This window comes from Hydrogenovibrio sp. 3SP14C1, from assembly GCF_029625905.1.
GTDB lineage: Bacteria > Pseudomonadota > Gammaproteobacteria > Thiomicrospirales > Thiomicrospiraceae > Hydrogenovibrio.
Window position 1 is genome coordinate 59,257 of the sequence record NZ_JARTLM010000008.1, and the last position, 21,364, is coordinate 80,620.

Here is a 21,364-nt window from a genome sequence, read left to right on the forward strand (position 1 = left end):
ATTAGGGCCGATACCTTAATTGAAGGCAGGAAACACTGCCTCAAACAAATAAGAAAGACACACAAAGAAAATACACACAAGGAGAAGTATCATGGCAATGGTTATTAATACAAATATGGCTGCAATCAATGCAAATCGTATTCTAAGTAACACAACTATTGATCAACAAACAGCAATGGAACGTTTAACCTCAGGTAAGCGTATTAACGGCGCAGCAGATGATGCGGCTGGTCTTGCAATTACGACTAAAATGACGACTCAGGTAATGGGTACGGATATGGCGATTCGTAATGCAAATGACGGGATTGCCAAAATCCAGACAGCGGATGGCGCTTCAGAAGAAGTTACAAACATGTTGCAACGTATGCGTGAGTTGGGCGTTCAAGCATTGAACGGTACTTACAGCACAGGTAACCGTACACAAATGCAAGAAGAATTTAGTGCGCTTCAAGAAGAAATTGATCGTATTGCTCAAACTACAAAATTTAACGGTGTTAACTTGTTGAACTCAGCTGCACTTGGTGCTTCAACAGCGAAAGTTTTCCACGTTGGTTGGGAATCTGGTGTTAACAACAAAATTTCAATGAGTGTATTGAACGTTGGTACTAGTGCATTGTCTGCCGGTGGTGTCACGTTAGGATCTTTGACTCTAACAAGTACAGCAACAGGAACAACAGCAGCTTCTGCAGCGGTTTCTAAGTTAGACGTTGTTATGTCAAAGCTTAACTTACAGCGTGCATCATGGGGTGCGGTACAAAACCGACTAGAGTCAACAGTTTCTAACTTGTCGAATGTAAATGAAAACATCCAAGGTGCACGTTCACGTATCGAAGATGCAGACTTTGCAAAAGAAAGTGCGAACTTAGCGCGTACGCAAGTACTGCAACAAGCAGGGATGAGTATGTTGTCCCAAGCTAATCAGCAGTCGCAAAATGTGATGCAATTACTTCAGTAATCGCACAACACGAGTAAGCCCGGTACGTAGCAAGTGAAAATAGAATTTATTTAAGTGGTTCACACTTAATAAACCAGTTCTGCTCAAAGTTTTACGATTAGGCAGAAGTATAGCTGGAATAACATTCCAGCTGATTTTCAAAAAAGGAGAAGTATCATGGCAATGGTCATTAATACTAATATGGCTGCAATCAATGCAAACCGTATTTTAAGTAACACAACTGTTGATCAGCAAACAGCGATGGAGCGTTTGACATCTGGTAAACGTATTAACGGCGCAGCAGATGATGCGGCTGGTCTTGCGATTACTACTAAAATGACGACTCAAGTAATGGGTACGGATATGTCGATTCGTAATGCGAATGACGGGATGGCTAAAATTCAAACAGCTGATGGTGCAACTGAAGAAATTTCTAACATGATGCAGCGTATGCGTGAGTTGGGCGTTCAAGCATTGAACGGTACTTACAGCACAGCTAACCGTAGTCAAATGCAAGAAGAATTTAGCGCACTTCAAGAAGAAATTGATCGTGTTGCTCAGACTACAAAATTTAACGGTGTTAACTTGTTGAACTCAGCAGCACTTGGTGCCTCAACAGCAAAAGTTTTCCACGTTGGTTGGGAATCTGGTGTTAACAACAAAATCTCAATGAGTGTATTGAACGTTGGTACTAGTGCATTGTCTGCCGCTGGTGTCACGTTAGGATCTTTGACTCTAACAAGTACAGCAACAGGAACAACAGCAGCTTCTGCAGCGGTTTCTAAGTTAGACGTTGTTATGTCAAAGCTTAACTTACAGCGTGCATCATGGGGTGCGGTACAAAACCGACTAGAGTCAACAGTTTCTAACTTGTCGAATGTAAATGAAAACATCCAAGGTGCACGTTCACGTATCGAAGATGCAGACTTTGCAAAAGAAAGTGCGAACTTAGCGCGTACGCAAGTACTGCAACAAGCAGGGATGAGTATGTTGTCTCAAGCGAACCAACAGTCGCAAAACGTACTTTCACTACTTCGTTAATAGCGTTTAATGAAGCGCATTAAAAGGGGGTAAGTATGGATATTCAAAACCACTTACCGCCTGATGTGGCTTTAAAAATGCAACCTGAATTAAGTCAGGTTGCAACAAACCCTAAAAGTCCGCAGCAGGCTTCAACGTTAACGACGACTGCATTAACGAAAAATGCTGACGAGATAACCTTTAATCATGTTCAGACGCAAGCCAAAAGCTTGAATGAAAAAATGTTATTACTTGGTTTGTCGATAGCATTCAGTGTTGATGAAAATACTCAGTCATCTGTTGTGACTGTGTTGGATACGAAAACAAATGAAGTTGTAAAACAGTTACCCTCAGAAGGGTCTTTGAAAATGATGAAAAATATTCAAGACTATCTAGATAACTTGCAACTAAATGAGTTTCAAGAAAAAGAAAGTTTGACAGGGGTCTTATTCAATGAAATCATATAAATGATGAATTGGTAAGGAGATGGGCGTATGGCAGATGTTAATGTTATGCAACCAAGTAACCTGGCAACAATTGAAACAATAAATCCTAAAGTTCTTAAACAAGACGCTTTAGGTACCAAATTAACAGAATCTTCAACAGATAAAAACTCTTTTCAACAGGAGAGTATGGTCAGGAAGGTTCAAAAATTGCAAGATGTTAAATTGTCTAATGAACAGTTGGATGGTTTAATTGAGCGTGTAAATAAAGACTTAAGTGGCTATGACAGCTACTTAAAGTTTGAAAAAAATGAAGATGTTGAAGAAATGGTTGTTTTTATAAAAAACCGTGAGACGGATGAGGTGTTACGTCAGATTCCTTCTCAAGAGTTTTTAACTGTTTCCAAAAATATAAAAAACTTTTTAGAGATGCGTCAACAGTTGTCTGAAAAGATAGCACCCGTTTTGGGGTTGATTGCGGATGAAAAAGTTTAGTTTTCAGTTTCCCTTGTGTGTTTAGCGGTCTTTTGGCCGCTTTTTTTTTGCCTAAAAATTAAAGTCTTTTGTTTTTTTGCCGTTATACCTAATACAGATGGCACTTTGTATGCTTAACTCAATATAATAATATATGTTCATATGACATCATCAGACCAGATGACCAGGAGCCCGAAATGGCAAACGAAATAGGTAGCACGCTTTTAAATAGCTTAACCAACAGTACATTTGATATTGGAAATATGTCAAAAGCTTTAGCAACGGCAGAAGTTGCAGGGCCTAAGGCTATTTTAGAAAGAAATGTTGAAAAGGTAACCACTGAGCTTGATGCATTTAAGTATTTACAGACAAATCTTGAAGCGTTTAACAGTTATGTAACCGATTTGTCTTCACCAACCTTGTTTAGTCAGAAAAATACGTCCTCTTCAAATGATACGCTTGTCTCTGTTACAGCAACGAATTCTGCTGCATTAGCCAGTTACCAAATCGAATCAAGACAGTTAGCCCAGGCGCATACGATGGTCGCTAATAAAGGGTTTACATCGCCTTCCGATACGTTATCTACTGGAACTTTAACCATTGATGTCGGTGGACAGGTATCCAACATCACGGTTGATGCCTCCAATAACACTTTGGAAGGGTTGCAAAAAGTGATTAATAACGGTGATTATGGTGTTACCGCTTCGATTATTAATAATGGCGGCTCTTATCAAATGATGTTTACCTCAAAAGAAAGTGGTGCGGCTGGCGAAGCGACTATTTCAGGGATTGCTGATTTTGATACGAATGGTTTTACTACGACGTCACAAGCGCAAGATGCCGTAATGGTTTTAAATGGTGTCACTGTGACAAATTCTACCAACACTTTTGATCAAGTCATTGATGGCGTCACGTTTCAATTGAATTCCGCATCTGCTGGGACGATCAGTACCGTTTCAGTTGGGCAGGATTCTCAAAGTGTCAAGGATACGATTACCAGTTTCGTTGACGTTTACAATCAATTGGATACCATTCTCGATGAGCTTGGTAAGTATGACACCAGTGACTTAACGAAAGAAGAGCTGGCATCAGACCAATACAAGTATTATGGTGATTTGGCAGGTAATAGCCTATTACGGTCTGTTAAATATCAACTTAGAGACTCAATGTCTGGAGCAATTACTCAGTTAGGAGGAGGGGCTTACCAGTCGTTAGCTGATATCGGTGTTAGTTTTACGCGAGATGGTGCTTTGGAAATCGATAATGCGAGACTGGATGCCGCATTATCGGGTGATATGAGTGCGTTATCAACGATGTTTTCCAAAGGGGGGACCAGTGATGATGCTCTTGTGAATGTCTTATCAGGAAGTGATAAGACACAGACTGGGGATTATGCTTTAAATATTACTCAGTTGGCAGATAGAGCAACGGTGACTGGGGGCGCAGTTACGGGCTTGACAGCAGACGAACAGTTAGCGGGCGATCGCATTAGTGATTTAACTTCTGCTTTAACTATTGATGCCTCTGCCAGTTTTGATTTAAATGTCAATGGAACCACCAATACGATTAATTTGGCGTCAGTCGCTCAAACGTATACGACAAAAGATGACGTAGCCACGGCAATTCAAGGGCAAATTGATGCAGCTTTTGGTGCAGGCGTGGTTGCTGTTACCTATGACTCGTCTCAATCTCGATTTGAAATAAATGCGGCCGCTGGTCAAGGGACTGTAGATGTCGCTTCAACGACAGGGATGTCAAGTCAAGGGTTTGGAGCTGCAACTTATGCAGGACAGCAATTGCTTGACTTAGGGGCGACAGACGCGACTTTTAATGTCAAAGTGGATGAATCAACAAGTTCTGCAGTGACTATCACTGCGGGACGCTACACTATGGATGAATTAGCACTTACAGTAGCATCAACGATTAATAATAATGCGGATGTTAAAGCTTCGGGTGCTGAAGTTAGTGTGACACATGATGGAAGTGCCTTTACTGTCACGTCAACTCGTTTCGGTGGTTTTTCTAATGTAGAGTTAACCGGATTTGCTAACTTTGGTGCGGCAGGATTTACCGCTGACGCGATCGATGTGGGGCAAAATGTCGATGGTACTTTGACTACCGCGAGTGGCTCATTAAATATTGGTGCTTATGCCAACACTGCTGATGGTCGACAAGTGAACATCAGTGGTTATGCCATGATTTCAGGAAATGAAGCTGAAGTTCGTGGGCTTCAATTTGAAGTAATTGGTGGAACCACTGGAGCTCGTGGCACGATTAGTTATTCTGAAGGGTATGCAAGCCAGTTAGAAAAAACCATTGGCAACTTATTTGAACCGGATACAGGGTTGTTGACTACACGCATGAATAACCTGAATGATCGACTTGATCGTTATGATGAAAAAACAAAAGATGTTGATGCTCGATATGAAAAACTATTAATGAAATATCAAATGCAGTTTTCTATGTTGCAATCATTGATTTCAAGCTCGGAACAGACAAGAAATATGCTGACAGCAACGTACAGTAATAACAATAATAATTAAAAATTAAACAAGGGATTTTGTTATGGATATGAATATGCGTAATAAATTTGCACAGCAATATGCAAATAATTATCTTGAAACAGCGGCATCGGAGGCGACACCTCATAAGCTGGTGGAAATGCTTTATGATGGTTTGATTAAGCACTTAACTTTATCAAAGGTGTTTATCGAGCAGGAGAAATATGAGCAAAAATCAGAGCATATTAATAAATCTTTAGCGATATTGAACTCTCTTAGAGATGGTGTCGATCTTGAAAAGGGGGGTGAGGTTGCAGAGAATTTGTTTGGTTTGTATGACTATTGTTATCGCAAATTGATTGAGGTCTCTGCTAAAAATGATACTGTTATTATCGACGAGGTAATTGAACATATTAAAAAGCTAAATGAAGCTTGGAAAGCGATGCCTGAAGAAGTTAAGCGGTCTACTAAAGATCAAATTGAAAGAGTGAGTGCTTGATTTGTCATTAGAGCAAACAAAACTTCAATTGTTGGCACATTCTAAAAATATGGTAAATGCGGCTGAATCTTCCCAATGGCAAGAACTTACAGAGTTGGATCATCGGTGGCATCCTATGTTAGAAAAAGCTGTAGATGAATATGGTGAAGGCTTGAGCGGGGTTGTTGAACAAGTTTTAGATGACAATAAAACAATCGCTAAATGTCTTCAATCCGCTCAACAAGAAGTCGCCTCAGAAATGCAGCAGGATACCCATATAGCGGGTGCGATTAAAGAGTATTTGAAATAAAAACCGAAAAACCCTGCCAAATTTTTGACATATCGTAAAAAAACTTATATAAAGTGTCTTAGATGTCAAAACGAAGCGGCGGCTAGATGAAAGAAGAGCTTTTATCCTCTTTGGTTGGTAATGGACCAGCCATGCAACAAGTTAAAAAACTCATACAACAGGTAGCAAAAACCGATGCGACCGTCTTGATTCTTGGAGAATCAGGAACGGGTAAAGAAGTCGTTGCCCAATCATTGCATTCCGTATCAGGTCGATTCGACCGAGCCTTTATTCCTATTAATTGTGGTGCGATTCCTGGCGAATTATTAGAGTCAGAATTGTTTGGTCATGAAAAAGGCGCTTTTACCGGTGCTATTACGGCCCGTAAAGGTCGTTTTGAAATGGCTGAAAAGGGCACAATCTTTTTAGATGAGATCGGTGATATGCCTTTGCCGATGCAGGTTAAACTTCTGCGTGTAATTCAGGAAAGAATGTATGAGCGTGTGGGCGGTAATAAGAGTTTTGAATGTGATGTCAGAGTCATTGCTGCCACTCATAGAAATTTAGAAGACAATATCTCTGATGGTACCTTTCGCGAAGATTTATTTTATCGTTTAAATGTTTTTCCTATTGAAATGCCTTCCTTAAGAGAGCGGCCTGAAGATATTCCTGATTTATTTGATTTTATGTTCAATAAAATTCAAAGTTCTGGTCGTACCATTCCTCAGCTTTCTGAAAAAGCCATGATTGCATTACAGCGTTACAGTTGGCCAGGTAATGTCCGTGAACTGGGTAACCTAGCAGAACGTTTATCTATTTTATTTCCTGAATTGACGGTCGAATTTGATGATCTACCAATTAAGTATCAGGTTGAACTGGAAGATGATGCGCGTTTGATCCGTGTTGATTCGGCTAAATTAGACTCTGTAAAAATGACTGCCGAACAAACTAAGTCAGATATTACGGTGAATAAAGTCGAACCTGCCTCTCCTCAGCAGGGTGAAGACATTGATAGAACATCCTCTCTGGGTGGCGGCATGCCTGATTTAGATTCTGGGTTGGATTTGAAATCTTACTTAGTTGAAATGGAAGTTCAGTTGATTCAAAAAGCATTGGTACAAACGGATGGAAATGTCTCTCAGGCTGCCAAACTGTTACAGACGAACCGTACCACCTTGGTCGAAAAAATTCGTAAATTTAATCTGAGTTAAAGTAAAGGGCTTAATTGTGAGCGCAATCGAAAAGGAAGTTGAACAAAAGCGTTTAGCCGAATTAGAAGAAGCCTTTGAACTTTTTAATCAGACTTCCTCGCAGCTGACGCACGCTTATGAATCCTTACAAAACCAGGTAGAAGACCTACAAGAAAAATTGGCAGAGAGTAATCGAGAAAAGCACCAAGTTGGTGAGCGTCTTGAACAGCTTTTAAATCTACTTCCTGCCGGGGTTATTGTTTTAGATGAACAACAAAAAATCGTCGAAATGAATCCGGCCGCTGGAAATATCTTAGGAAAAGATGCCATAGGACGCTTATGGGATGTTGTTGTAAGGAATGCTTTTTTGACATTTAATGATGCGGGAGAGTTAATTACCCATAGTCAGATGACATTTCAATTATCAGAATCGCCTTTGAATTTTTCTTTTGATGGCCATAGCGTGACGGGTAAAATTTTATTGATTCAAGATGTGACGGATGCCAGAGATTTACAACAACATATCAGTCGTCATCAGCGTTTAAGTTCTATGGGGGAAATGGCAGCCTCTTTAGCGCATCAAATTCGTACGCCTCTCGCGTCTGCCTTGCTTTATGTGTCACAAATGTCTTCCAGTCAACTGGACTCTCAAAAACGTGAAAAATTCGTTCATAAATCTTTAAATAGTTTGCGTCACCTTGAATCTTTAGTGAATGACATGTTGCAGTATGCCAAAGGTGGGAAAGCTAAAGACCAGAAAGTTGAAGTTTGTTCTTTGTTAGAGAGTTTAAAGCAAGCGGTTGAAGCAAAAGCTCAACAATCAAGAAGTGTGATTGAGTTTGAAGAAATTCCACCAGGCCTGGTGGTTTTAGGGGATCAAGACGCATTGTTAACCGCATTAGAAAACTTGGTCAGTAATGCAATTGATATTGTTTCTGAGCAAGCTGAAATTTCAGTATCCGTCAGAACAACTTCAGATCTGGTTGATATTATGGTTTCAGATAATGGGCCGGGGCTGACTGAAGAAATGAATGAGAAAATTTTTGAACCTTTTTTTACCAGTCGAGCTCAAGGAACAGGGCTTGGCTTGGCTGTTGTTAGAGCTGTTGCTGAAGCTCATGGAGGAGAGGTTTGGGTGAACTCGGTAGTGGGAAGAGGAGCCGTTTTTGGCGTGCGCTTACCTTTGTTAAAAGTTGAGGAGAGCTCATGAGTATTGCTAAAATTTTAGTGGTAGAAGATGATACGGAGTTACAAGAAGCTTTAGTTGATACTTTGGAGCTGAATGGGTTTGATGTGGTTTCTGTTGGGTCAGCAGAAGAGGCGCTTGTCGCTTTAGATGATGAAATCGCGATGGTCTTTACAGACATTCGTATGGATGGGATGAATGGTTATGATCTGATGAAGCGTATCCGAGCCATTAAGCCCTATTTGCCAATCGTGCTGATGACGGCCTATGGAACTGTCGAGCAAGCTGTTGAAGCCATGAAGTCAGGTGCCGTGGATTATATATTGAAGCCGTTTGAGGCCGATGTGTTGGTGGAAAAAGCGAAAGCTTATTTTTATCGAGATGCTTCGGCAGAAGAAGATTTTGTCGTGGCTGATGCAACAACGATTCAACTGAAATCAATGGCGAAAAAAGTGGCTGAAAGTGACGCGTCCGTTTTGATCACAGGAGAGAGTGGTACTGGGAAAGAGGTTCTAGCTCGGTTTATTCATAATCATTCCACTAGAAGTAAACAACCTTTTGTTGCCATTAACTGCGCGGCGATTCCTGAAAACATGTTGGAAGCGACGTTATTTGGTTATGAAAAAGGCGCTTTTACCGGCGCGATGAAAGCCATGCCTGGTAAATTTGAACTTGCACAAGGCGGTACAATTTTCTTAGACGAAATAGGAGAAATGAAGCCGGATTTGCAAGCTAAGCTATTAAGAGTTTTACAGGAACGAGAAGTCGAGCGCATTGGTAGTTCTAAGCTGATTAAATTGGATGTGCGTTTACTGAGTGCTTCTAATATTGATATGAAAAAAGCGATGGCTAATGGAGATTTCCGAGAAGATTTATTTTATCGATTAAATGTTTTTCCAATGCGAATTCCGCCTTTAAGAGATCGGCCTAAAGATATCGCAGCAATTGCAGAGCGATTGTTGCAGCGGCATTGTGGTGGTCGAAGAGTGGAGCCGATGATGTCTGCTCCAGCGATGCGTTCCTTAATTCAGTTTCAATGGCCGGGTAATATTCGAGAGCTTGATAATGTGATTCAAAGGGCGCTGGTCATGATGTCTGGAGAGACCATTCAAGAGCAAGATATTTTATTTGACGAAAGCTTTCATCAAGATGGAGAAATCGCGCTGAAAGCGAGTGCTGAAGAAACTTCTGAGCAATCAACAAAAGAAAGTGACCCAAAACCGTCTATAGAGGTGCAACCTCAATCTGCGTCAATGGACTTGAAAGAACGTGAGGTTCAAATTATTTTAGAAACATTAAAAGTGAATAATGGACACCGTCAAAAAACAGCAGAGGCATTGAATATTAGCCCAAGAACTTTAAGATATAAGCTAGCAAGGTTTAAAGAGCAGGGCTTGGAAGTTTTATAACGCTTTTAAAAATGGTACATTTATTCAATGCTAATTGAATAGAAAATCAGGTTTAAACATATATCGTTTTGATTGCTTTTTGAGATGAGGCATTAGACTTATTTTTAAGACTGATGAAATGTCGTTAATTTGACACTTTATTTGGCATATGAATTGCTGAACTGTGTCATAATTAGCCCACTGAAAATGGTCTTTTACTGAAAGATTATGTGATGACAAACTGGAGTTTTACACCAAAATGAGTAATTCGGTCGATACACAAAGCCTTATGTTGCAGATGAGAAGTTTGGCTGCTGAAGCGTCATCTCAATCTCAACCGGTTCAAAAAATTGAAAAAGGCGCCCAGAGTGCGGAGAATTTTGCCGACTTACTTTCTCAATCTGTTAATGCCGTTGCTACTGAACAAAATAAATCATCCGCTTTGAAAACCGCCTTTGAAAAAGGAGAGGACGTTGATTTAACTGAAGTAATGGTTCAAGCGCAAAAGGCAAGCTTGTCTTTCCAAGCAATGACTCAAGTAAGAAATAAACTGGTCGAAGCTTATAAAGATATTAAAAACATGCCTATTTAATTGAATGCTTAACGAGAGAAGATACCTTTAATGCCTGATCAAACATCTCTTGATCCTACTTTAAGTTCGTCAAAAGCCGCGGAAGGTTCTCCGCTCCTAAAAAATCTAACCTCTTTATCGGTCGCCAAACAAGTCAGTTTGGTTATTGCATTGGCTGCCAGTGTGGCTTTAGCGATCGGGATTATTCTTTGGTCTCAATCAACTAGCTATACCTTGTTATTTGGCAGCATGGATGCCAAAGACATGAATGAAGTTATTCAGACGTTAGATCAAGAAAATGTGCCCTATAAAATTGAAGAAAACTCTGGCGCCATTCTCGTTCCAAATGAACAGGTTCATGCTTTACGCTTAAAGCTAGCCGCTCAAGGGTATCCGAAACAAGCACCAACTGGGTATCAAATTCTGGATATTGATCAGGGGTTCGGTATTTCTCAATTTAAAGAAACCACTCGTTATCAGAGAGCGTTAGAGGGTGAGTTAGCGAAGTCGGTATCGAGCATTAATACAGTCAAGTCAGCCCGGGTTATTTTAGGGATGCCAAAACGTTCAGTTTTTGTTCGTAAACAACAAGAGCCTACTGCGTCAGTGACCGTTAAACTCTATCCGGGGCGTTCTTTGAATGAAGAGCAGGTCAGTGCGATTGTCTATTTAGTTTCTTCCAGTATTCCCAATATGAAACCCAAAGGGGTGACAGTCGTTGACCAGCAAGGAAACTTGCTAACCAGTGATTCACATTCTGGCATTATGAATGTGAGTCTCAAGCAGCTTGGTTATACCCGTCAAGTTGAAGATACCCTTTCGCAAAGAATTATTCGTTTGTTGACTCCAGTTGCAGGTGGGGATCACAAAGTTAGAGCGCAGGTAACAGCTGAACTCGACTTTACCCAGCAAGAACAAACGCGTGAAAATTACGAACCGGATCCGGAAGCTATTCGATCCGAGCAAGAAATAAAAGAAATTAATCGAAATGAAGGGCCTATGGGGATTCCCGGTGCTTTAACCAACCAGCCACCTCGTGCGGGACTCGCACCTGAAGAAGGTTATAAAGCTGAAAATGATCCTAATCTGAAAAACTCGAAAGAGAAGAAAACTAAAAACTATGAGCTGGATCGAACGGTCAGTCATATTAAAAACTCTGTCGGCAGCATTAGACGGTTGTCGGTTGCAGTGGTTTTGGATGATAAGTTAACAGTTGATGATAATGGTGGTACGGTTAGAACACCTTTGACAGAAGACGAATTACAACGTTACCGCCGTCTAGTAAGCGATGCGGTTGGTCTGGATGAAGCTCGAGGGGATACTTTAAGTATTGTGAATGCTTCATTTATTCAAGAAAAACAGGAAGAGTTTGCAGGGCCTGAAATTTGGGAAGAACCTTGGTTCTGGACGTTGGTTAAGCAAGTCTTAGCAGGCCTGGCTGTTTTAATCATTATCTTCGGTGTCATTAGACCGATGCTTAGAGATCTATCGAAGCGCGAAGAAATTGCGATGGACTATCCTGAGGATGTGCCAGAGGAAGAAGAAGAGCTTGAAAATGCAGATGAAATCTCTAGAGCATTAGAGCAAATGAATGAGGAAGTCGAACAGAAAGCCGAAGAGGTGGATGAAGACTCTGAAAAAGACAAAGAGATGCTTGAAAAAGTTAAAGCTGTTGTATCCGCTGATCCGAAACTAGCAGCGCATATCATCAAGCAATGGATGTCGAAGGGAGACTAACATGGCAAGCTCTGAAATTGAAGAAATGGGTGATGATAACCTTACAGGATTGGAAAAAACCTCCATTCTTTTGCTGGCACTGGGTAAAGAAACGGCTTCAAAAGTTTTAGGGCATCTCAACCCTAGAGAAGTCCAGCAAATTGGTACTGCGATGACTGGCGTGACGGATGTTTCTCATTCTGATATCCAAGTCGTGATGAAAAAGTTTTTAGATGAATTGGGTGAGGACGCGTTGGGTATCAACCCGACGGAATATGCTCAGTCATTAATGGTCGACGCGCTTGGAGAAGGTGGAGGCGGATTAATGGATGCAGCCATGCTTGGAGACCAGGTTAAAGGTCTTGAGGCATTGAAATGGATGCACCCTTCGACAATTTCCAATATGCTGCGAAATGAACACCCTCAGGTCGTTGCGATTGTTTTATCTTACTTTGAGCCTGATTTATCGGCTGAAATCTTATCGGGTATTCCTGAACGTTTTCAGTCAGAAGTTATCTATCGAATTGCGACACTTACAACAATTCAGCCAAGAGCTTTATTTGATTTGAACGATGTGCTAGAGCATGCTTCTAGTGATGGTGAAGGCGGTAAACTTGCTACGATTGGCGGTGAAAAGCGCGCTGCCGAAATCCTCAACCTAGTGGGTGGGGGTGTTGATTCTAGAGTATTGGATGACATTGCTGTTGAGCACGAAGACATTAGTAAAGCAATCCAAGACAAAATGTTCGTATTCGAAGATATCAGTGGTATCGAAGCACGTGGTATTCAAACCTTACTTGGTGAAGTGCCAACTGATGTGCTTAAAATCGCACTTAAAGGTGCGGATGATACGATGACGGAACTTTTCTTGGCGAATATGTCTAAGCGTCAGGCTGAAATGCTACGAGAAGAGCTAGAAATGAGTGGGCCGGTGAAATTAAGCGATGTCGAAGATGCTCAAAGAACGATTATTCAAACTGTGCGTCGTTTAGCTGATGAAGAGAAGTTAATGATGCCAGGTGGTGCAGAGGAATTTGTTTAAATGGCTAACAATCAACAGCCACTTGATCCAATGCCTCCGGTACCAGAAGAGGAAAATTTACCAGTCGCAAGTTTAATGCGAGCAGATGAGGTTTCTGAACCTGAAATTAAGGCGTTTCAATACACAGATCTTGAACAAGAAGAAGTTAAAAAAGAACAAAAGATTCGAGCAGATGTAAAAGACCAAATTCGTCGTGAACTTGAACCTGAGCTGGCTCGAAAAGCAAGCTTGCTTAAGAAAGAAGTATATGAAAAATCTCAAAAAGAAGGATATGATTCAGGGTATCAAGAAGGCTTAGAAAAAGGTCGAAGAGAAGCCTATGAAGCCGCCGAAAAAGAAGCTGATGCTGCGCTTTCCTCTCAAGTTAAATCTATTCAGAAACTACTGGAATCAATGAGCCAGCCCTACCAAGATGTTTCTCAGAATATATTTGAATCATTATGTCGTTTATCCATTGATCTGGCTACTCGTATTGTTCCAGTAGAAGTAAAAATGCATAAAGAATGGGTTATTGATGCGGTTCAAGAAGCGGTTCAAAAATTGCCCGATGATTCCGATTCGATTGATGTGTTTCTGAATTCATCAGATCTTGAAATTGTTGAGAAATACCTCCAATCAAATCAAAAAAATTGGCGTTTAATAGCCGATGATCTTCTTCAAGAAGGCACTTGTCGTATTAAACAAAATTCTTCAATCGTTATGAATGATTGGAAAAGTCGAATGGATGAACTTTTAGGCGATACAGAGTCTCTTTTTAAAAAAATTGCAAAAGAGCCGAATAAAGTTTTGAATTCAAACTCTCAGGCTTCGACTCCATCAGAAGACAATTAGCTGAGAGGCCACAATGATTAAACAACTTTTTAATCAGTATTTACATTACAAGTTTTCAGAGCTGTCCGAACAAATTCCTCATAAACCTAAGCTTCAAATAGAAGGCCGATTGGTTCGAATGGTGGGAATGACGTTGGAAGTTGTCGGAACCTACGCGCCTATCGGATCTCGCTGTCAGGTTTTTTCTAAAAATGAATCTCCTATCGAAGCTGAAGTTGTTGGGTTTAACAATGATCGGCTTTTTTTAATGCCCATTGGTAAGCTTCATGGACTTGAGCCGAATGCTCGGGTTGTACCTGTTTCAGGTGGGGTAAAGGTTGGTGTTAGTTCTTCAATGTTGGGAAGGATCGTCGATGGGTCTGGTAGTCCACTGGATGACAAAGGACCAATCTCTTTTGAGAAAAAAGTCTCTTTGCATGGGGATAAAATTAACCCACTTCATCGAGCCCCTATTGAAGAACCTTTGGACGTAGGAATTAAAACGATTAATGGACTTTTAACGCTGGGTAAAGGCCAAAGGGTTGGTCTCTTAGCGGGTACGGGGGTAGGTAAAAGTGTCTTGCTAGGGATGATGACTCGTTTTACCGATGCTGAAGTTGTTGTCGTCGGTCTGGTCGGAGAGCGTGGTCGTGAAGTTAATGATTTTATTAGAAATAATCTTGGTGAAGAAGGTTTAAAGCGATCTGTTGTTGTTGCAACACCTGCTGATGATCCGCCTCTGATGCGTTTACACGGCGCAATGTTGGCAACTTCAATTGCTGAGTATTTTAGAGATCAAGGAAAAAGTGTTTTGCTTTTGATGGACTCTTTAACGCGCTTTGCTCAAGCTCAGCGGGAAATTGCTTTAGCGGTGGGAGAGCCTCCAGCAAGTAAAGGGTATCCTCCTTCGGTATTTGCCAAGCTTCCTCAACTGGTTGAAAGAGCAGGAAATGGAGCCTCTCATTCCGGTTCTATCACGGCTATTTATACGGTGTTGGCTGAAGGGGATGATGAAAATGATCCAGTTGTGGATTCTGCTAGAGGGGTATTAGATGGTCATATTTTATTGTCTAGACAAATAGCTGATTCTGGACGATATCCAGCAATTGATATTGAGTCATCGATCAGTCGCGTGATGATTGATGTTGTTCCTTCGCATCAAACTCGGTTAGCACGAAGATTTAAGCAGCTTTATTCTACTTATCAGCAAAACCAGGATTTAATTAGTATTGGGGCCTATCGAAAAGGAAATGATGCGGCGATTGATGAGGCGATTGAAAAAAATCATCAATTGAGTGATTTTTTATCTCAATCAATTGAGGAATCCTTTTCTGTTAAAGAAAGTTTGTCGGCACTTGAGTCAGTTCTTTCTTAATATTTGATTATTACCTAGGTGTTTCTAAGTGGCTAAGTCAAAAGTAAAACGTTTTGAGATGTTGGTCGAATTGGCTCAAAACGAGCTAGATAAAGCACAAGAAACGTTTGTAACCATTCGCCAACAGTTAGATAGTAGCCAGGAACAACTCAATTCATTAACAGAATATCAGGCTAATCATTTAACTAAGTTTCATAATGAAAAACAAGTCAACGCAGCCCAGCTTCAAACAACACAAGCTTTTGTTGATAAAGTTAATAAAGCTATTCTGTCCCAAAAAAATCAAATTGAACATATGACGCATGCCTTAGAAAAAGCCCATGAAGCTTGGATTGAAAAACGCGCTCGTCATCAAGCCTTGAAAACTGTTCACTTAAAATTAAAACGAGATGAGAGCGTTAAGCTCGATAAACAAGAGCAAAAAATGCTTGATGAGCTGGCTTCACAACGGTTTGTTCAAACCCAATCTTCTGAGTAAATAGCTTTTAGAAAGGTTTTATTAAGTTGGCTTGCATGTTGCTTAAACCTGTTTAAATAGAAATCATATGGAATATACAATGATTGAACAAACTCCAGTGTTGAATATAGCAAACGGCAAGTCAAAAGCCGCTTTACCTGTTGCGGATACAGAAGGACGGCAATCTTTGCCGAAAACGGCGAGTACATTTTCAGAAGCGTTGGAAAATGCCGGTAAACCTTTTGAAAAGACCTCTTCAGAAACAAAAATGCCATTTTCAGAAATTCAAGTTGATGTTGCAACGGTTCAAGCAGATGAAAGCGCTGTTAATTCTGGTTCAGAAAAACTATTACAGATTGATTCAGATACCAAAATTGATTTAGAAGCGGTTCTAAAGCAGATTAATCGTCATTCAGATGGTAAATCAGATACAAAATCTGATGCAAAAGACAAGCCAGAGGGTGTTCAAAGTGCTTTAAGTTCAGACTCGATTGTAGAAGAACAACTTAAAAATATACCAGAAGAGAAAGGAAACACCACTGAAGTACGACAAGAATCTGATTCTAGCTTAACTTCTAAACTAGAAGGTGAGAATGTACCTGTCACGAATGGTACCGATGAAAAAGTAAATCATACTGAAAAAGGGTGTACTGAAAAAACGGAACAAGTTGACGATGTGCATTCTATGATTGTGAGTGCAAAGGTTGATAAAACAGATTCAGTTGAAGAGATTAAGAGTACGGTTTTAAGTGATAAAACCAATGATGATGCAAAAGATACAAATATAAAAACGCGAGCGCAAGAACAAGAGGTTTCTAATTTAACGGAGATAAAAGATAAAACTGAACAAACTAACCCAAAAGAAAAATTATTGACGCCTTCTTCCGTTGAGTCAGAAAAAACACAGTCTGAAGCAGCGGTAGTGACTCGTTCGGTTACCTCCACCAAGATGGATGCAGAAACTCAATCTCAACCTCAACCTCAACCTCAACCTCAACCTCAACCTCAACCTCAACCTCAACCTCAACCGGTAGCGGCTCAGGTTACAGAAGATGGTATGCAGCAAGTCTATACAAAAGATGATAAAACAGTGACTTCTCAGCATAGTTCACAAGAAAAACGCGCTGAGATAGCGGGTAATAATCCGATGCAGTCATTTGATAGATCATCTGAACAAGCACACGACAAGAGAGCAACGATTGCAGATGATAAATTGCGGGCTTCTGTTCATAAGGATTCAAATACGCCAGCTAATAATGAGTTGAAGCATTCTAAAGTAGATTCAAGTAATCAAGCAGGGAATGGATCAAATTCAAATTCGCAGGGTAGTTCTAACCAAGGACAATCATCACAACAGAACTCACAAGGTCAACAATTTTCTCAGCAGCAGCAACAAATGTTAAGTCAGTTGCAAAAACAACAAGTCACTAAAGAGCATCAAGAAGTTTTAAAAAGCTTTAATGATGCTTTAAGTACTGAAGCACAAAAAGCTGAAAAAACTGAAAAGATTATTGGAAACTTAGGGGTTGGTTTTGATTCAAGAAATCAATTGCCAGCTGGTCTGCAAGTGATTTCACAAGGGGTTAGAACACCTCAGTGGGGACATGCTTTAGGGCACCGTGTTACTTACATGGCAAATAACAAAATACAAGAGGCAAAAATTACCCTCAATCCGGAAAAACTAGGTCCTATCCAAGTAAAGCTTAATATAGATAAAGATCAGCAAGTGCATGTTTCTATGACCGCTCAACATGGTGCGACCCGTGAAGCGATTGAAAATGCAATGCCTAGACTTAAAGAGATGTTAGAAGCCGCGGGGATCGGGTTTGGTTCTTTGGATGTGAAAGATGAAAGAGCATCTTCAGAGAATGATAATGAAGAACATCAGAAACAACAAGGGCTTCGCGGGTCAGCATCGTCTGAAATAGAAAGTGACTCGCAGGACGAGTCTGCTGTCGTTCAAAGTTCAAATAACAATATAGTAGATTATTACGCTTAAGTAAGTGAAAGGAATAAGCATGAAATTACATCAACGATTGGTTATGGCGGGAGCTAGTCTATTATCAACTTCTGCATTTTCACAATCAGAAGTGGTTGGAGTGCCTGTAGCAGGGGTTGCTTTAATTGCAATTGCTGTCGGGGCTGTTGTTGCAGGTGCTTTGGTTTACTTGGTATGGTGTAATAAACCAGGTGTTTGTGATCAGGCGTCTTTAATTGATACGCTTGACAAGCTTATTTCAAGTGATGCTAGTTTTTTTCCTATTTCAGATGAAAATACCGATCCAAAATTGCAAGCAAGCATCAATCAATTGTTATCGAAAGCGAATGAGAGTATTAATTCAAAGCAAGATGAAGTTGATGCGGCTCATTCTCAAATTGCAACCTTAGAGAGTCAAATTGAAGAGTTAAACGAAGCTTTGGCAGCTGCTCATGCAGAACAGGCTCAGACTAAAAGTCATGAGTCGATTGTGGATGCCTCTGGATTAGTGAGCTTATCTAAACATTTATCAACCGTTGTTGATCAAATGAGTACAGGAACAAATGAAGGAATGGTATCCGCTTCTAACGTTATTTCAGAAGTGAGCGGGTTGACGGATGAAGTAACGCATGCCTCTACGGTCATAAAAGAACTTGAAGAAGATAGTAATAACATTGGAACTGTGCTTGTTTTGATTCGAGATATAGCAGAGCAAACAAACTTATTGGCTTTGAATGCGGCCATTGAAGCTGCTCGAGCGGGTGAGCATGGACGCGGGTTTGCGGTTGTTGCAGATGAGGTAAGAATCTTGGCTGGAAAAACACAACATGCAACGACTGATATTCAAAAAATTATCGAAGAGCTACAGCAAAGAGCACGTAATGCAGTAGAGGTTATGGGGAATGGTCAAGAAAGGGTTGAAACAACCCAGATGCAGGCTGGAAAAGTAAATGATTTTTTGCATGAAATCGAAGATAATCTGTCACAATTGAAAACCGCTCAAGAAGCACTGTCACAAGCAGTAAATAGCTTTTAAACTTTTTTGGAATTAGTGTGGTAAATAAAAAAAATAACAAGGCTCTAATATGAAAGCAATCGTCGGAACAATAGTGGTGTTTGGATCTCTACTAGGGGGGTATCTTCCTCATGGTAGTATTGGAATTTTAATCCAGCCATTAGAAGTCTTGATTATTTGTGGGAGTGCATTAGGGGCTTTTATTATTGCGAACCCAGGTTGGGTGGTTAAGAAGAGTTTCAGTGGCGCATTAGGGTTAGCAAAGCCTGATCCATATAACAAAGAGGCTTATCTAGAACTTTTAGGGTTAATGTTCAGAATCTTTAATAAAGCACGACGTGAAGGGTTGATGGCAATTGAAGCCGATGTTGAAGAACCTCGTTCAAGTGAGTTATTTAATGCTTCACCTAAAGTAGCATCTGATCATCATGCAGTTGATTTTATTTGTGATTATTTGAGATTAATGATTAGTGGGGCGAGCAATCCTTATCAACTAGAAGATTTGATGATTTTAGAAATGGATATTCATCATCATGAAGCGGCAGCGCCTGCCGAAGCTGTTGGTAAAGTTGCGGAAGCACTTCCTGGTTTCGGTATCGTCGCCGCGGTATTGGGGATTATCGTTACGATGGGGTATTTGGATGCCGGGCCGTTAGAAATCGCACATCATATGTCGGTTGCTTTGGTGGGAACCTTTTTAGGGATATTAGTTGCTTATGGGGTGGTTGGGCCAATTTCATCTGATATGGCGAATAGAGCGCATAATGAAGGCGCTTATTTTGGCACGATTAAAACCTGCTTAATGGCAAACCTGAATGGATATGCGCCACAAATTGCGGTTGAGTTTGGACGAAAAGCGATTCCAGGTTCTGAAAGACCTGCTTTCCAAGAAGTAGAAGAGTTTTTACAAACACAAAAATAATAACGCTTAGCGATATACCGAGTAAAAGCAAATGAGTGAAGAACAGTCCATAATCATCAAACGGTTAACTAAGTGTCCACACTGCGCTCATGGTGGGGCATGGAAAGTTGCATTTGCCGATTTTATGACAGCGGCAATGGCTTTTTTCTTAATGCTTTGGATTTTAAGCGGTGTGAATGATGAAGAAATGAAAGCGATGGCTGAGTATTTTCGTGATCCAACAGTTATTGAAGCGTCTCCTCAAGTATTGGTGCCTTCAAAAGAAGCAGGGCAAAGTTCGGATTCGATGATTGATATGGGGGGGTTTAAAGATACGCCTAAAGGAAACATCGAAAATGAAGATAGCGCTGATAAAGCTGAAGAAAAAGCCCAAATGGAAGAATTGAAGCGCCAGATAGAACGAAAAATTTCGGAAAACCCGATTACGAACGAGTTAAAAAATCAATTGAAAATTGAAGTAACCCCAAACGGGTTGCAAGTTCAGGTGCTTGATGACCGTAAGAGACCCATGTTTGGCAGTGGTGTTGATTTACCAAAAGATTATGCAGCCAAATTGTTGACAGAAGTAGGGTCTGTATTATCGCAAACAAATCATAGAATAAGCATTGCGGGCCATACGGATTCATCGGGATATCACTCTAATGCAGAGTATACCAATTGGGAATTATCAGCGGATAGAGCCAATGCGGCAAGACGCTTGCTTTTAGATGGTGGCGTTGGTGAGAAAAAGATTGCACAAGTTGTTGGGTTATCAGATACGGTGCCATTTGATAAGGAAAACCCGTATAATCCCCGTAATAGACGAATCAGTATTATCGTGCTGAATAAAGAAGCTGATGAGCGCTTAAAAAGTCTAAGTGAAGCACCAGGAATGGAAGATTTATCAAAAGAATTGATTAATTCTCCACTGGACAAGAACTAACAAAAATAGAGCTAATATAAGAACTTAAGGGATAAAACATGGCAGAAGATGTTCAAGAAGAGAAAAAAAGCAGTGGTGGTGGAAAAGGAATGATTATTGCTTTATTAGTCATCATTGTTTTGCTGATTGTGGGTGTGGCGGTTATGACGTTTGTACTGTTAAGTGGTAATGGTGAAAATGGTTCTACGCATACTGAAAAAGCCGCACAACATGCACCAGCTGAACATTCGGATGAACCGGTTGTCTCCAGTGATGGCGTTGTTCAGCAATACTCACCACAGTTCAAACAATATGAACCGCCAGAGCCAGGATCTCCACCACAATATTTTGCAATGGAGCCTTTTGTGGTGAACTTTAAAGGAGAAGGGCAAGCTAAATTTTTGGCTGTGACGCTAAAATTTATGTCTCATTATCCGCAGCTGGTAACAGATATGGAGAGTTATCGTCCAATTTTAAGAAATGACATAACTTCTTTGTTGAGAATTCAGACTTACAGTGTGATGAATCAAGATAATGGCCCTGATATTTTAAGAGAAAAGATTCTGACTAAAGCAAGAGCCGTGTTGGAAAAAAGAAATATTTACCCAGATTTATTAGAAAACGTTTATTTTGAACGCTTTGTAATGCAATAAGATCTAATTTAGGTAACGTTA

The 21,364-nt window shown here is 40.4% G+C and carries 21 protein-coding genes; all 21 read left to right on the forward strand.

The window, feature by feature from the left end; all coding sequences use genetic code 11:
- Window positions 1-91 precede the first annotated feature (91 nt).
- The 21 genes from P8629_RS07985 to P8629_RS08085 all read left to right on the forward strand — a co-directional run bounded on the left by P8629_RS07985 (window position 92) and on the right by P8629_RS08085 (window position 21,343).
- Window positions 92-955, forward strand: a complete 864-nt coding sequence (locus tag P8629_RS07985; RefSeq protein ID WP_278165602.1) for a flagellin N-terminal helical domain-containing protein — start codon at window positions 92-94, stop codon at window positions 953-955.
- 156 nt (window positions 956-1,111) lie between these two features.
- Window positions 1,112-1,975 (forward strand): flagellin N-terminal helical domain-containing protein, encoded by an 864-nt coding sequence (locus P8629_RS07990; protein ID WP_278165603.1) that lies wholly within the window; start codon window positions 1,112-1,114, stop codon window positions 1,973-1,975.
- A 35-nt stretch (window positions 1,976-2,010) separates the two neighbouring features.
- Entirely contained in the window at window positions 2,011-2,421 is a 411-nt protein-coding gene (locus tag P8629_RS07995) for a flagellar protein FlaG (protein WP_278165604.1), read from the forward strand.
- A 27-nt stretch (window positions 2,422-2,448) separates the two neighbouring features.
- Window positions 2,449-2,892, forward strand: a complete 444-nt coding sequence (locus tag P8629_RS08000) for a flagellar protein FlaG (protein WP_278165605.1) — start codon at window positions 2,449-2,451, stop codon at window positions 2,890-2,892.
- Window positions 2,893-3,068: 176 nt separating this feature from the next.
- Window positions 3,069-5,414 (forward strand): flagellar filament capping protein FliD, encoded by a 2,346-nt coding sequence (gene fliD / locus P8629_RS08005; protein ID WP_278165606.1) that lies wholly within the window; start codon window positions 3,069-3,071, stop codon window positions 5,412-5,414.
- 22 nt (window positions 5,415-5,436) lie between these two features.
- Window positions 5,437-5,871, forward strand: coding sequence for a flagellar export chaperone FliS (gene fliS / locus P8629_RS08010; protein ID WP_278165607.1), 435 nt, complete (start codon window positions 5,437-5,439; stop codon window positions 5,869-5,871).
- Window positions 5,864-6,160: a hypothetical protein gene (locus P8629_RS08015; RefSeq protein ID WP_278165608.1), complete on the forward strand. Its 297-nt coding sequence runs from the start codon at window positions 5,864-5,866 to the stop codon at window positions 6,158-6,160. The genes fliS and P8629_RS08015 overlap by 8 nt, the downstream gene beginning before the upstream one ends.
- Window positions 6,161-6,246: 86 nt before the next feature.
- Window positions 6,247-7,350 carry a sigma-54 interaction domain-containing protein gene (locus tag P8629_RS08020; RefSeq protein ID WP_278165609.1) on the forward strand — a complete coding sequence of 368 codons (1,104 nt, stop codon included), beginning with the start codon at window positions 6,247-6,249 and terminating at the stop codon, window positions 7,348-7,350.
- Window positions 7,351-7,366: 16 nt separating this feature from the next.
- On the forward strand, window positions 7,367-8,539 hold the full coding sequence (locus P8629_RS08025; protein WP_278165610.1) for a sensor histidine kinase: 1,173 nt from the start codon (window positions 7,367-7,369) through the stop codon (window positions 8,537-8,539).
- Window positions 8,536-9,924, forward strand: a complete 1,389-nt coding sequence (locus P8629_RS08030; protein ID WP_278165611.1) for a sigma-54-dependent transcriptional regulator — start codon at window positions 8,536-8,538, stop codon at window positions 9,922-9,924. Before P8629_RS08025 ends, P8629_RS08030 begins: the two co-directional genes overlap by 4 nt.
- A 238-nt stretch (window positions 9,925-10,162) precedes the next feature.
- On the forward strand, window positions 10,163-10,495 hold the full coding sequence (gene fliE / locus P8629_RS08035) for a flagellar hook-basal body complex protein FliE (protein WP_278165612.1): 333 nt from the start codon (window positions 10,163-10,165) through the stop codon (window positions 10,493-10,495).
- A 30-nt stretch (window positions 10,496-10,525) separates the two neighbouring features.
- Entirely contained in the window at window positions 10,526-12,211 is a 1,686-nt protein-coding gene (fliF, locus tag P8629_RS08040) for a flagellar basal-body MS-ring/collar protein FliF (RefSeq protein ID WP_278165613.1), read from the forward strand.
- Window position 12,212: 1 nt separating this feature from the next.
- A complete protein-coding gene (fliG, locus tag P8629_RS08045) occupies window positions 12,213-13,232 on the forward strand; it encodes a flagellar motor switch protein FliG (protein ID WP_278165614.1) in 1,020 nt (339 codons plus the stop codon).
- Window positions 13,233-14,063, forward strand: a complete 831-nt coding sequence (locus P8629_RS08050; RefSeq protein ID WP_278165615.1) for a FliH/SctL family protein — start codon at window positions 13,233-13,235, stop codon at window positions 14,061-14,063.
- Between the two features lie 13 nt (window positions 14,064-14,076).
- Complete coding sequence (gene fliI / locus P8629_RS08055) at window positions 14,077-15,417, forward strand: flagellar protein export ATPase FliI (RefSeq protein WP_278165616.1); 1,341 nt, start codon at window positions 14,077-14,079, stop codon at window positions 15,415-15,417.
- A 28-nt stretch (window positions 15,418-15,445) separates the two neighbouring features.
- Window positions 15,446-15,895, forward strand: coding sequence for a flagellar export protein FliJ (gene fliJ / locus P8629_RS08060; protein WP_278165617.1), 450 nt, complete (start codon window positions 15,446-15,448; stop codon window positions 15,893-15,895).
- A 79-nt stretch (window positions 15,896-15,974) separates the two neighbouring features.
- On the forward strand, window positions 15,975-17,873 hold the full coding sequence (locus P8629_RS08065) for a flagellar hook-length control protein FliK (RefSeq protein WP_278165618.1): 1,899 nt from the start codon (window positions 15,975-15,977) through the stop codon (window positions 17,871-17,873).
- Between the two features lie 19 nt (window positions 17,874-17,892).
- Window positions 17,893-18,888: a methyl-accepting chemotaxis protein gene (locus tag P8629_RS08070; protein WP_278165619.1), complete on the forward strand. Its 996-nt coding sequence runs from the start codon at window positions 17,893-17,895 to the stop codon at window positions 18,886-18,888.
- 49 nt (window positions 18,889-18,937) lie between these two features.
- The gene (gene motA / locus P8629_RS08075) at window positions 18,938-19,789 is read left to right on the forward strand and encodes a flagellar motor stator protein MotA (protein ID WP_278165620.1); all 852 of its coding nucleotides are present in this window, start codon (window positions 18,938-18,940) and stop codon (window positions 19,787-19,789) included.
- Between the two features lie 31 nt (window positions 19,790-19,820).
- On the forward strand, window positions 19,821-20,711 hold the full coding sequence (motB, locus tag P8629_RS08080) for a flagellar motor protein MotB (RefSeq protein ID WP_278165621.1): 891 nt from the start codon (window positions 19,821-19,823) through the stop codon (window positions 20,709-20,711).
- A 38-nt stretch (window positions 20,712-20,749) separates the two neighbouring features.
- Window positions 20,750-21,343, forward strand: coding sequence for a flagellar basal body-associated FliL family protein (locus tag P8629_RS08085; RefSeq protein ID WP_278165622.1), 594 nt, complete (start codon window positions 20,750-20,752; stop codon window positions 21,341-21,343).
- The last annotated feature ends 21 nt before the right edge of the window (window positions 21,344-21,364 follow it).